The following is a 13,100-nucleotide window of genomic DNA, read 5'->3' on the forward strand; positions in this document are numbered from 1 at the left end:
GGATGGCAAGTAAACAGACCGGTGAGTCTCTGCGGCCGCACGACTGCGTCCACAGGGGCCAGCCGGGGTGCGCGTCGGGCTGATCGAGCCGCGCCGGTCAGCCGACGAGCGCGGCGACCCTGGTGCGGATCTCGTCCAGCGTGGGCGCGAAGACGTCACCGGGGCACTGCGTGACCGACCAGTCGCGATGCCCGGAGATGGTCGGCACCGTCCTGGACGCGTCGCCGGTCGGACTCGCATAGTGCGTGGTGCCGGTCGGGTCGAGCCCGCACAGCAGGCACAGCGCGGCGAGCGTCTCCACGAGGGCGTCCACCGCCGCCTCGGCGGGCGGCTCCACGGTGAAGTCACCGAGCAGGCAGACACCGATGTTGCCCGCGTTGTGACTCCCGACGTGCCCGGCGAGGACGGAGCGCGCCGCGCCCACCGAGGGAATGCCGTCGAAGACCGGCATCGTGTCCGAGCCGGAGAACCGGCCCTCGTAGACCTGGCCTTCCGGGTCGATCAGCAGGTGGTATCCGAGATCGCCCCAGGCCCGGTCCACCGCGTGAAACCGATAGATGGCCCGGACCGAGGCAGTCCGGTCCGCTTCGAGTTCGATGGCGGAGTGGTGCACGGTCAGACACTGCACCGGATTGAACGTGGCGGGCCAGGTGCGCAGGGACTCGTCGGCTCCCCAGCCCGCGCGGCTGATGGCCTGGAGCGTCGCACCCGGCATCGGCAGCAGCCGGGGGGCCGAGGTGTCGGCGGCGGCGGGTCCCGCAAGCACGGCCACCGGCTCGAACGGACCGACGCCGTCGTCGATCTCCACCTGGAACCCTGTCGCACCCGAGGGGGCGAGCACCAGATCCGACGCCGAGGCGGGCACGTGGTCGGGGGCCTCGGCCGAGGGGCGCAGCGCCTGCCATGGCCCGAGTCTTCCGTTCGTCTCGAACCGGACCCGGCCGATCGTGGTGCGTCCCGACTCGTCGATCCTGGTTCCGGCGTCGGCGGGGAACAACACGCCGACGTGGTCGAAGGCCTCGGGTCGGATGACGGCGTCGGAGTCGGGTTCGAGCCCGGTCCCCGATGTCTGAGCGTCCGGGGCTCCACCGATCGGTGCGGCAGTGACCGGAGCGGCGGCGAACGCGGCTCCCGGCGACCCGACGACCATCCAGGCTCCGACGCTCAGAGCGGCGGTCAGCATCTCGCGGCGAGTGGGCACGGCTCTCCTTCAGGTCGAGAGGTGAAGGCATGTCGTGGTCAGGAAACCCGCGGCGACAGATCGAATCAACTACGACAATTCCTTGTGAATCAATCTCGACGAAAACCCCCTGTCCGAGTGGCAGATATCCACTCGGACAGGGGGTTTCGGATGTTCAACGAGTATGCAAGCGCCTAGTGGTACTCATCAGAACTCATCAGGCGGGCCGAGGCCAGAACGATGCGGCGCCTCCGTCCTCAGAGGCTAGTTCGCGAACGGAATGCGCAATTCGGAGATGAGCCCCTCCGTCGCCGTCGCGGCCACCCGCAGATCGGTCGGTCCCTGGCCGATGGCGTTCCAGACCTCGATCCGCACCGTTCCCGAGTCCAGATCACCAAGACTGCCGCTCTGACTCACCAGAACAGCGCCGGGGCCGTACTCCTCCCAGCCCGCCACCGGATCGGTGGCGAAGTACCCGTAGGTCTCGGCCCGGTCCTGCGTTCCGTCTCCGTCGAGGTCGTAGCTCACGCGAAGCTGCGTGCCGTTGCCGACGATCGCTCCCGCATCGAGGAACAGGGAGAACTCGGTCCTGCCCCCGTCGAACGCGGCGGTCAGTCCGTCGACCTCGTACACCAGCGGCTGATGCGGCGTTCCATCGTGATTGCCGCCCGCCGCCGAGGCGATGACGTCGGTCGCGGCGCCGGTGCCGGGCGTCCGGTTCAGCCCGTTGCCGCCCAGGTAGAGCCTGCCGTCCACGAGGTCGCCGGGCTCACCGGGCTCTTCGGGCTCTTCGGGCTCTTCCGGTTCCTCTGGCTCCTCGGGGCCGCCCCCGCCGCTGCCGGTGGTGGAGGCGAGGCTGCCTGCGGGCACGTCCAGGGTGGCGCCGTCGGAGAAGGTCACCGTCCTGGCCGAGGAGTCGGGGTTGAAGGCGGTGTAGGTCCGCTGCCCGCCCTCAGCGAAGACGGCGTAGTGCGCCGCGTCCGAGGTCACCGAGGCGTCGACGTTGCCGACCTCGGCCAGCGTCGACACCCACTGGTAGGTGTGTGCCTTGGACGAGCCTGCCTCGGGCTCATAGGTCTGCCACTGCGACTCGAACGCGGCCAGTCCCGAGGCCGGGTCCCCCATCGCCTGGTAGGCCCAGTGGATGTCGCGCCATACCTGGGGTTGGCCGCCGATCCGGTCGACCAGCGACTGGTGCATCGCCTGCACGTGCTCGGGCCGGTGGCCGTGGTAGAGCGAGGAGGCGGTGATCGGCAGGTAGTTGATGCCGTAGTGCTCCTCGTCGGAGCCGTCCCACCAGATCCCGTAGTCGCCGCCGTCGCTCCACACCATGCCGACCACGTCGGCCGCGTAGTCCTCGGGGAAGGTGTCCGAGTCCGCGTTCTGCCAGTACGGCGCGACGGTGCTGGCCTGCGTGGTGTGCAGATAGACGCCGAGGTCGCGGATCTCGTCGTCGCCGGTCAGCGAGCCGAAGAGTGCGACCGCACCCGCGAAGTGCATGCCCTCCGAGGACGACTCCTGGTTGTTTCCGGAGCCGAAGCCCGCGTGACCGGACGCCCAGCCGTGTCCCGCATAGGGAGAGAACGCGCGCAGCAGCGGGAACCGGTCATCGGTCCGATCCCAGTTATTGGCGTCCTTGATGACCAGTTTGACCATGCCGCCCCACTGGTCGTCCTCGGCCCAGGCCGGGTCGTACCGGGCGAGGGTGGCTGCGGCGGTGACGAAGTAGCCGAAGTGGAAGTCGTGGTCGTTGAGCTCCTGATCGGCGCCGAAGCTGGCCGGGTAGCCGGTCAGTGCGCCCCACTCCTCGTCATAGCGGAAGAGCGCCGAGTCGCCGGGGCCGGAGTAGGTGAGCCAGTCCTCCATCTTGCCGCGCACCAGGTCGAGCAGCTGGTCTCGGCCCTCGGCGTAGCCGATGGAGTCGGCGATCGGCACGAGCTGCGACAACCTGCCCAGTGCCTTGCCGACCCAGTAGGTGTCGGTCGAGCCGCGCCACGGGTCCTCGTGGTCGATCTCCTCGTCGATGAGCTGACGAAGGCGGTCGTGGTCGGCGGAGTCCACCGTCGGCAGGCTCGGCAGGATTCCGTTGGCGGGCAGCGCGGTGCTGAAGCCCGTGCCCTCGACCACCCGCATCTCGCCGCGCGGCGAGGCGTAGGTCAGGTCCGTCACGTCGGTCGTCGTGTTCTTCCACTGATGCGGGTACAGCGCGACCAGGGTGCCGGTCTGCGATCCTTCCTTCGCCTCGGTCTGCACCTGGAAGTCGGTGGTCAGCGAGGCGCCTGACTCGTCGTAGTCCCAGTTCACGGTGGTGCCGGTGACGAACGAGTAGGCATAGTCCTGGAAGGTGGGCAGGTCGGCCGGATCGGGCAGCACCGCGACGGAGAAGTAGCCGTCGCCGCCCAGGTCGGCGGTGAAGGCGTTGCCGGACTCGCTCCAGCTGGAGTTCGACGGCGCGAACAGCGCGTAGTGGTTGCCGTTGACCGTGGCCCCGACGACGCCGCCTTCCTGGTGCCAGACCTCGGGAGGCGCGCTGAACTCGACGTCGGCCGGTCCGCCGCTGCCCTCCGCGTACACGAAGGGCAGGCCGTGGCCGATGGTGGTCCGCAGCTCACGGGTGCCGTCCGACCAGTACGGGGTCACGGTCCAGTCGCTGTAGGAGTCCACCCGGGTGTCCGGCGAGGCGAGGCCGGAGAGGCCGAGTCTCAGGTCCTCCTGAAAGCTGTACTCGTATTTCGGGGCGGTCCCCACGATGCTCGACGAGCTCGGGTAGCCCACGGCGAGGCCGTCACCCCAGGCGTGGAACGCCAAGGGGTGCGGGAACATGTTCTCGCCGTGCGGGTTGTCCGGCGCGTATCGCTGGAAGATCAGCGAGGACCACCAGTCGTTGGTCGGCGCGGGCCCGGTGAAGTCGTCGGTGACCTTCGGGGAGACCGGCTGCCCCTGGATGTTCGACGGTCCGAGCGCCCCGGCAGGCAGGTCCGTGGTGTAGCTGCCTGCGCCGATCGACACGGTCTCGGCTGATGCCGTGCCCTGCACGAGCACGAGGATTGAGACGGCTAACGCGGATGTGGTCACCGCTGCCAGCCATTTGGGCAACGTCGCCCTGGCCATGGTCCGACCTCCTGGTCGTCGCGATCCCTCGCGGACGATCGACCGTCACGGCCGGGCGAAGGAGATTCGCCTGCGCATGTGATCGTCCGACGGGTTCTCGGGTCTGACTCGCCACCTGCGCCGGCTCTGTGAGAGCGCTCTCTCAGCGAGGTGGGGAAAGTTAACAACGAGATCACGAGCACGGTCAATGGGCCGAACGGCGTAGCCCTGCAACGCCGAGTACGCCGCCGAGGACAGAAGGCCGCCCGGGGACAAACCTCGCGACCAGGCGATTCGTCGCCGATGACGGTCGCCTGCGACACGAACGGAGCAACGCCGAATCCCGACGCACGAGATCACAGATTCGGACTCTTCGGGCGGAATAGGGGCAGAGACGCTACCGAAGACGCCTGCGCGCCGAGGCCGCCCGACAGGAAAGGCCCGGCCGTCGTCGAGCGTCAGCCGAGCCGATCGGACTTGACGGCACCAAGGAACGCACCGAAGGCGACGCGAGAGACGACGAGCGTGCCGCCCGCCCGATTCTTCGTATCGCGGATACCGAGGACGCCCGGAGCCTGACCGACCTCGACGCAGGAATTGGCTCCCGCGCTGCGGCTGGACTTCCGCCACCGGCCGATGTCGTCTCTGATCACGTCATCCCTCCATCTCGGACAGACGCTGCCTGATGAGGCGCAACGATTCCCGCTCACTGAGCACGGTGGCACTCAGGCTAGCGGCAGCTCGCGCGTAGCCCGCCACCTGCGCGGCATCCACGACGAACATCACGCTCAGAAGGCTGTCCAGCGCGACGAGGGGAACGGCCACCGGGAACTCGAAGAGCTGGAACTTGGCTTCGTTCGCCGGTGTCCAACCGGAGTCGGCAGGGATGATCCTGATCGACACGTTGTCCCAGCGCGCGAGGTTGACAAGGTGGCGAAGCTGCCCACGCAGCACCTCATAGCCGCCGATCGGCTGCCGCAGGACTCCCTCGCCGATGATCGCGGTCAGCTGCACCGGCCTGGCACCCTGAAGCACCTCGGCACGCCCGACCCGTAGTTTCACTCGATAGTCGATCTCCGAGGTGGGGACCTCCGCCGCCGTCATGATCGCCCTGGCGTAGTCACCGGTCTGCAACAGACCCGGAACCATCAACGGCGAGACGTCGACGATCCGGCCGGCGGTCCGCTCGTAGTGCAGCAGCGAGTGGATCTCCTTGTCGACCCCCGGGATGCCGGTGGAGAGCTGGCTCGCCGACTGGGCGTCGTCCAGGACACGAAGGACCCGATCCCGCTCCTCGGCCGGAACACCCAGCACCGTCAGGTAGGCGTTCGCGTCCTTCGCGCTCGGCACCCGAGTTCCCTTCTCCCATCGCGCGATCGCGGTCTGCGGAAGGTCGAGCAGTTCGGCGAGCCGTCGCTGACTCATCTTCGGCACTGCTCTGCGGTGCCTGGCCAGCTCGGCGCCCGCAGCCTGGGCCATCGGGTTCAACAATGCTCGCGCCATGCGTGAACTCTACGGAGTGCGACGGCGGTACGACGCACCGCCACGATGGACGGACACGCCGTCGCGGCGGCCCGCCATCGACGACGGATCACCCGATTGAGCACTGTCTGATTGAGTCAGACTCAGACAGACTAAGTCTGACTCAATCGGAAGGGTTCGACTGAACGGGGTGGAAGCATGTCCGGAATCAGTGTCGATGCGTGGGTGAAGCTGGAAGGCGGCTGTCGTGTCTCCGTCGACATCGTCGGCGACGAGGCACAGATTCGATTCGGCGCGGTGCGATCGGACGGGATCGATCTGATCGCGACGGAGGAGGGCTTGGAACAGCTCGTCGAGACCAGCGCGGCGGCGCTGGCCGAGCTGCGGGCGAAGCTGGACGAGTATGAGAAGGCCGAGGCCGCAGCCGAGTCTCCGGCGGCCTGATCGGGCGAAGATCGTCGAGACCCCGCCTGCGGGACCGGGCTCCGCCGGCCGGTCCGGCAGCAGGCAACGGCGGCCCCTTCCGACCCGAAGGGGCCGCGACGACTGTGATCATCGCCCGGCCGGGCGGTCGATCCGCGCTGGACAGGGCCGCGGACTGAGACCACGTCCACGACCAGAACTGCCGGACGTCCGGGGCGGCCCTCCACGGGCCGCTCTCAGACGGCTCGACGGGGGCCTCGGACACGGCGCTTCGTCACGACGGCGACGCTTCGAGGGGCGGGGCGGCCTCGCCGCAAGCCGAGCCGCCCCGAGACCAACCAGGCCCACCCGGACAAGCAGCCGGACCGGTGTCCTGACTTGCGCACCGAACCAGTGAAAATGCACATTACGTACATGACCAGCGTCGAGATGGCCGTGACTGACGCACGTAACGAACTCGGACCAGTGACGAACCGTGTCAGCTACGGCGGCGAAACGGTGTACTTGACCAAGCATGGCCGCAGGGCGGCAGCTTTGGTGCCGGTCGCCGCAGCTGAACTGCTCGAAGACATCGAGGATCTGCTGGACGGCGAGGCCGTCGAAGCCATCCGACGCCGCTTGGCCGACGGCACCGAAGGCACCGTTCCCTTCGTGCGACGTACGGAGCGCCGGGATTCCTGAGTGTCACAGGAGATCACCTTGACTGCTGCGGCAGACAAGTATTTGAAGAGACTTGAGAAGCAACAACGCAAGCACGCCGAGAACATCGAAGACGCCATCGAGGACCCCTCCGAAGATCCCCGCCCGCATGGCTGCACCGCGCTGTCCAGTTACCTGGCGTTCTCCGTATTCGAGTCGGCGACCATCGCCTCTGCTACACCATCGACGATGGGAAGCTGCTGATCCTGATCATCACCATCAGTACGCGGGCCGACGTCTACCAGCTCGTCCGCCGATACTTCGGCCGATGACCACAGAGTGGTACAGCACCGTCACGACCACTCCTTGCCAGGACGAGACGGTGACCCCGCTCTCGGCCAGGGTCGCCGTCTCGTCCTGAAGTACTCCGTCGTGCCGTGATCACGGCTCGCGAACGGAGCATCCGGTCAGGCCCGCAGCATCTCCGCGACCAGGAAGGCCAGTTCCAGGGACTGCTGCGTGTTCAGTCGGGGGTCGCAGGCGGTCTCGTAACGACCCGCGAGGTCGGAGTCGGTGATGTCCTGGGCGCCGCCGAGGCATTCGGTGACGTCCTCGCCGGTGAGTTCGATGTGGATGCCGCCGGGGTGGGTGCCCAGTCCGCGATGCACCTCGAAGAAGCCCTGCACCTCGTCGACGATCCGGTCGAAGTGGCGGGTCTTGTAGCCGGTGCTCGACTCGTGGGTGTTGCCGTGCATCGGGTCGCACTGCCAGATCACCTTGTGCCCGGAGGCGGTGACCTTCTCGACGATCGGCGGGAGGATGTCCCGCACCTTGGCGTTGCCCATCCGGCTGATCAGGGTCAGCCTGCCGGGGATGCCTTCCGGGTTGAGCCGTTCGACGTACTCGACGGCCAGTTCCGGCGTGGTCGTCGGACCGATCTTGAGTCCGATCGGGTTCGCCAGCAGCTCGGCCAGCGCGATGTGCGCGCCGTCGAGCTGCCGGGTGCGGTCGCCGATCCAGAGGAAGTGCGAGGACAGGTCGTACAGCTTGCCGTCGTCGAGCCGCAGCAGTGCGCGCTCGTAGTCCAGCAGCAGCGCCTCGTGGCTGGCGAACAGCTCCACGGTCTGGAGGTTGGAGTCCTGCACGCCGCAGGCCGCCATGAACCGCAGGCCCCGGTCGATCTCGTTGGCGAGCGCCTCGTACCGCTCACCGGCCGGGGAGTTGAGCACGAAGTCCTTGTTCCAGTCGTGCACCTTGGTCAGCCCGGCCATGCCGCCGCCGGTGAGGGCCCGGACCAGGTTCATCGCCGCGCCCGCGTTCGCGTAGGCGCGGATCATCCGAGAGGGATCGGCGACCCTGGCCTCCGGCGAGGCGACCAGCGAGTTGACGATGTCGCCCCGGTAGGACGGCAGGCCCAGCGCGTCGATGCCTGCGGAACGCGGCTTGGCGTACTGACCCGCGATCCGGCCGAGCTTCACGACCGGCATGCTCGCGCCGTAGGTCAGCACCACGGCCATCTGCAGCAGGGTGCGGATGTTCGCCCGGATATGCGGCTCGTTGTTGCTGGCGAAGGTCTCGGCGCAGTCACCGCCCTGCAGGAGGAAGGCCCGGCCCTCGGCGACCTCGCCGAGCTGGGTGCGCAGCCGATCGACCTCGGCGGGGACGGTGATGGGCGGCACGCTCTCCAGCACGGCGCGCACCTTGCCGACCGCCTCCGGGTCGGGCCATTCGGGCTGTTGGGCGGCAGGCTTCGACAACGCCACGTCCAGCCGGTCCCGAAGCTCTGCGGGAAGCGGGGGCAGCGACGGAAGGGTCTCGACCGGTACGTCGACGGTCCATATCACAAGACCCAGCCTAGCGGTCGGACTCGCCGACCTTCGGCGACCATCGTCGCCGCCCAGGGACCGGCGGAGGGCGGCCCGTCGGGCACATCCGACACGCCCATGCGCGATTTCACCGGCCGAAGAGGCAGCAATGACTGCCCGTAGAGGCAAGGCGTGAAGGCGAACAGCGGATTGGCGCACTGCGGTCCTACCATCCCCGATCACGGTTGATCAGGTGTCGTCGTCAATCAGAAGGTGCGGGTGAGGTGGCGGTTCGCGTGCGAAGGCGGAGTGTGATCGTCCACCTGATCCCCGCCGAAACGGTCGGGACCGATCGAATACACCTCGCCGCTACCCGCGACCGGCGACCACCGGTCCGTCCACGCCCCCGACGACCTGGCGAGTTCGAGGTCATGCCTCGTCGTCTGGTTCCGGGCCAGGGTCCAGATCTGAGCGTCATCTGGATGGAACAGAACGCGACGACGCATGGCGAATTCAAGCGGTGCCAGCCTGACGCAACCCGATCAAGGGCGACCTGGCCTCCCCATTCTGCGGCGGGTCACCGCTTTCCCGCTCGTTTCCCGAGAACGCCCCGGGTGATCGGCATCTGATGACTCGCTGCTCCGACTCGTTCTCCGTGGTAGGGCAGCGACAGCACGCAGACGATATCGAAGACACCTTCCCGGTCCCTGGCGTGGGAGAAGGGGTCCAGCAGAAAATGAGGACGGACGATGAGTAATCCTTTGGTGGCTGATGTGGTGGATTCGACGTCGTCGACGTCGGGTCTGTGGCTGGTGGAGTCGGTGAACTCGACCAACACCGCTATTCAGAACGGGGACTGGCTGGAGGCCGGTCTGGGGGTGGCGGATCTGGTGCTGTCCGCGCTGGACCCGTTCGCGACGATCATCTCCAACGGTGTGGGGTGGCTCATCGAACACGTCGGTCCGCTGTCGGATGCCCTGGACGCGTTGGCGGGGAATCCCGACGAGATCCGCTCCCACGCCGACACCTGGTCCAACGTCGCGGGCGAGGTCAACTCCGTCGCCACCGAACTCGGCAACCTCATCCAATCCGACGTCACCACCTGGACCGGTACGGCCGCCGACGCCTACCGGACTCGGGCCGCCGACACCGCCAACCTGATCCTCGCCGCCGGAGCAGCAGCGGGCGGCGCCGCCGAGGGCATCCAGAGGGCGGGCGAGGTCGTCTCGGCCGTGCGTGACGCGGTCCGTGACATCATCGCCGACGTCGTGGGCTCGATGGTCTCGTGGGCGTTACAGGTCCTGTTCACTCTCGGCATCGGGCTGATCTGGGTGGTTCCCAAGGTCGTCGCCAAGGTCGCTCAGACCGCCGCGACCATCGCGCAGCTCATCACCAAGCTCACCACCTCCCTCAACCGGCTCAAGCCGCTGCTCGGCACACTCGGCGACGACTTCGCCACCGCCGCCCGAGGCCTCAAAGCCATCAAGCCCGGCGACAACCACACCCCCCGCGCACTCGACGCACCCACCACCACCCCGTCCACCGCCCGAAGCACCACCCCCGACACCGGACCACCCATCACCGCCGACAACAACCCCGCAGACAGCCCACGACCCGACATCGACATCTCGGGCAGCAGCCCCGACGGAGCGACCGGCACCCGAGGCGCACCCGACATCAGCCCCACCGGCACCCGAAGCCTGCCCGGCGGCAACACCTCGCGCTCACTCGACGACGGCGCCCACGCACTCAGCCCCAGCGCCGCGCGGAGCTTCGACTTCCCACCCATGGCGGATCGCAACCCGACCACCCCGGGACTGGGCGGCCCCTCCACCGCGCCAAGCTCACGACCAGCCGGGGCGCAGTGGAACCACTTCACCGATGGCTTCGTCCGCAACCCCGCCGACCCCACCGGGCCGCCGTTGAGGCGACGATTCCGCCTCGACACGGTGTACTCGAACACGTTGCGGGACAAAAACGGCCGAGTGCTGGGAATCGGGTTCCCGACAAAACCGGAGGACGCGAGAAACCAGCAGAACTGGGCGAACGCGGACCACGGTCACTGGGACCGGAAGAACCTCGAAATCGCCCGCGACCGTCCCCAAGACCGCCCGACCGGGTACTGGGAGCGTACGGCCCCGTGGGCCAATGAGCCGAGTCCTTCCCGCCCGTTCGTCGCGATGGCTCACTCGGGCGGAAACCAGTTCCAGGTCCAGACTCCGACGGGCCCGAACAACCAGATGGAGAATGTCACGGTCACGCCCGAGTCGTACCACAAGATCGTGACCAGTAACCGGGTCTACCAGGACCGCATGGCAGGAAACACGAACCCGCTCCTCATGGTGTCGTGCAACACGGGTTCGCCGGGGAGGGAAGGGGCGTCGAGGTTCGCCAACGCACTACACGAGAGCGGCGACTACCGGTCCGTCTACGCCCCCAACAGCCTGGCGAGCCACGGGGTCATGCCGGACAACAAGGCCGTCATCGCGGTGGATCGCGTCAACGGGATTCCCGCCGGATACAACCGGTTCTAGTCTGGAACGGCAGCGACGGCCTTATTCGCTTCCGGCGGGGGCAGGCACGGGCGGGCGACTGTGGCGGTTCACCACCCGACTGTGCCGGTTGGGATGATGCCGGTTCGCATGCGCGGTGCCTGCCTGCCGAGCAGGCGAGGCGACCACCGGTGAGGCCTGTCCGCTCGACGGACCGACGAGCATCAGAGAGGGATGGACGATGGGTAATCCTTTAGTGGCTGATGTGGTGGACTCGACGACGTCGACGTCGGGTCTGTCGCTGGTGGAGTCGGTGAACTCCACCAACCAGGCCATCGGCAACGGCGACTGGCTCGAAGCAGGACTCGGCACCGCCGATCTGGTGATGTCCGCGCTCGATCCCTTCGCCACCATCATCTCCAACGGCGTCGGCTGGCTCATCGAACACGTCGGACCCCTCTCCGACGCCCTCGACTCCCTCGCAGGCAACCCCGACGAAATCCGCTCCCACGCCGACACCTGGACCAACGTCGCCGACGAAGTCAACTCCGTCTCCACCGAACTCGGCAACCTCATCCAATCCGACGTCACCACCTGGACCGGCGCCGCAGCGGATGCCTACCGCGACCGCGCCACCGACACCGCCAACCTCATCCTCGCCGCCGGAACAGCCGCAGGCGGCGCCGCCGACGGCATCCACAAAGCAGGCGAAGTCGTCACCGCCGTCCGCGATGCCGTCCGCGACATCATCGCCGACGTCGTCGGCTCCATGGTCTCCTGGGCCTTACAGGTCCTCTTCACCCTCGGCATCGGACTCATCTGGGTCATCCCCAAAGTCGTCGCCAAAGTCGCCCAAACCGCCGCCACCATCGCCCAACTCATCACCAAACTCACCACCTCCATGTCCAAACTCACCCCCCTCCTCAAAAAACTCGGCGACGACTTCAGCACCGCCACCAACGGCCTCAAAAACATCAAAACCAGCAACAACCACAACGCCCGCAGCCTCGACGCACCACCCGTCACCCCCAACGGCACCCGAGGCAGCGGCAGCGGCGACACCGGGCCCCCCATCACACCCAACGGCACAGACGGGCCGACCAACAGAGGCGGCGGCGGAGGCGCACCAGGCGTCTCGCCCAGCAACACCACGCCGGACACCTCCCGAGGCGCCCCCGACATCAACACCTCCGGCAGCGTCAATCAGCCCCGGTCGGCCCCCGGCAGCACGATGCCCGGTCTCGGCGGAAACCCGACCACTCCGGCGGCGCCCACCCCCACGCCCGGCCCCTGGGGGGCCAATCCGCCCACCATCACCGGAAAACCGTCGCTGAGCTTCGGCCTCTTCAGCAAGAACTTCTCCGCCGACAAGGTCACCGAGCACACGATCAAGGACAGGTACGGCCGGCCGCTCGGCGTCGGTTTCCCGTCACAGAAGCAAGACGTGAAATCCGATACGATCTGGGGTGCGAAACCAAATCAGGACTGGAAGTTCAAATACGAACAGAGGCCACACGACTCGAAGAATCCGAACGCCACGAAGCCGGCCCCGTGGGCGATCAACTCCCCACTCGGATCGACACCGTTCCCCGCGCTGGCACATGGCAGCAAGGACAAGTTCATCGTCGAGGCCGCGATCGGGCCCGGCGGGGCGAAGATGGACGTCGAACTCTCCGGCGCCGAATATCACAAGCTCCTCAGCAATCACCAGACGTACAAGAACGCCATGAACGGGAATGAGAACCCGCTTCTCCTGGTGTCCTGTGATACCGGATCAGGCAAGGCAGGCAAGGACTTCGCCGATGCACTCGGCAAGAGCAACGACTCGAAGCACGACGTCTATGCGCCGACGACGACGGCGTGGGCCAACGCGACCGCCAGCGGTCCTGGCGGTGCGACCGATCGTCCGCACGCGACGTCAAGCCTCGAGGTCGACGCCGAGAGCAGCAGCGCGCCGGGACGGTTCAACAGATACCCGCATCAATGACG

Annotated in this window: 11 protein-coding genes; 6 read left to right on the top strand and 5 right to left on the bottom strand. The window is 67.5% G+C overall.

Translation table 11 applies throughout. The features are described 5' to 3' along the window. Positions 1-97: 97 nt before the first annotated feature. The 4 genes from UA74_RS24850 to UA74_RS24865 form a co-directional block, all read right to left on the bottom strand. Positions 98-1,201 (bottom strand): peptidoglycan recognition protein family protein, encoded by a 1,104-nt coding sequence (locus tag UA74_RS24850; protein ID WP_157434430.1) that lies wholly within the window; start codon positions 1,199-1,201, stop codon positions 98-100. Positions 1,202-1,444: 243 nt separating this feature from the next. Further along, positions 1,445-4,291, bottom strand: coding sequence for a glycosyl hydrolase (locus UA74_RS24855; RefSeq protein WP_083683599.1), 2,847 nt, complete (start codon positions 4,289-4,291; stop codon positions 1,445-1,447). A gap of 437 nt (positions 4,292-4,728) precedes the next feature. Continuing rightward, on the bottom strand, positions 4,729-4,923 hold the full coding sequence (locus UA74_RS24860) for a DUF397 domain-containing protein (protein ID WP_075742406.1): 195 nt from the start codon (positions 4,921-4,923) through the stop codon (positions 4,729-4,731). 1 nt (position 4,924) lies between these two features. Next, positions 4,925-5,773, bottom strand: coding sequence for a helix-turn-helix domain-containing protein (locus tag UA74_RS24865; RefSeq protein ID WP_083683600.1), 849 nt, complete (start codon positions 5,771-5,773; stop codon positions 4,925-4,927). A gap of 177 nt (positions 5,774-5,950) precedes the next feature. Here UA74_RS24865 and UA74_RS24870 point away from each other — a divergent pair, with 177 nt between their 5' ends. From UA74_RS24870 to UA74_RS34335, 4 genes are all read left to right on the top strand, one after another. Further along, positions 5,951-6,196, top strand: a complete 246-nt coding sequence (locus tag UA74_RS24870) for a hypothetical protein (protein ID WP_075742408.1) — start codon at positions 5,951-5,953, stop codon at positions 6,194-6,196. A 393-nt stretch (positions 6,197-6,589) separates the two neighbouring features. Further along, positions 6,590-6,856, top strand: a complete 267-nt coding sequence (locus UA74_RS24875; protein WP_075742409.1) for a type II toxin-antitoxin system prevent-host-death family antitoxin — start codon at positions 6,590-6,592, stop codon at positions 6,854-6,856. Beyond that, complete coding sequence (locus UA74_RS33815) at positions 6,857-7,078, top strand: hypothetical protein (protein ID WP_232237434.1); 222 nt, start codon at positions 6,857-6,859, stop codon at positions 7,076-7,078. It abuts the gene before it with no gap. Then, positions 7,024-7,146 (top strand): type II toxin-antitoxin system RelE family toxin, encoded by a 123-nt coding sequence (locus UA74_RS34335; RefSeq protein WP_404800000.1) that lies wholly within the window; start codon positions 7,024-7,026, stop codon positions 7,144-7,146. The genes UA74_RS33815 and UA74_RS34335 overlap by 55 nt, the downstream gene beginning before the upstream one ends. A 135-nt stretch (positions 7,147-7,281) precedes the next feature. Here the strand turns inward: UA74_RS34335 and UA74_RS24885 are convergent, their stop codons facing one another. Continuing rightward, complete coding sequence (locus UA74_RS24885) at positions 7,282-8,658, bottom strand: class II 3-deoxy-7-phosphoheptulonate synthase (protein ID WP_075742410.1); 1,377 nt, start codon at positions 8,656-8,658, stop codon at positions 7,282-7,284. A gap of 710 nt (positions 8,659-9,368) precedes the next feature. Here UA74_RS24885 and UA74_RS24895 point away from each other — a divergent pair. Together UA74_RS24895 and UA74_RS24900 are read left to right on the top strand one after the other, a co-directional pair. Next, positions 9,369-11,153 carry a WXG100 family type VII secretion target gene (locus tag UA74_RS24895; RefSeq protein ID WP_157434432.1) on the top strand — a complete coding sequence of 595 codons (1,785 nt, stop codon included), beginning with the start codon at positions 9,369-9,371 and terminating at the stop codon, positions 11,151-11,153. 343 nt (positions 11,154-11,496) lie between these two features. Further along, complete coding sequence (locus UA74_RS24900) at positions 11,497-13,098, top strand: WXG100-like domain-containing protein (RefSeq protein WP_157442325.1); 1,602 nt, start codon at positions 11,497-11,499, stop codon at positions 13,096-13,098. The last annotated feature ends 2 nt before the right edge of the window (positions 13,099-13,100 follow it).

The organism is Actinoalloteichus fjordicus, from assembly GCF_001941625.1.
Taxonomy (GTDB): domain Bacteria; phylum Actinomycetota; class Actinomycetes; order Mycobacteriales; family Pseudonocardiaceae; genus Actinoalloteichus_A; species Actinoalloteichus_A fjordicus.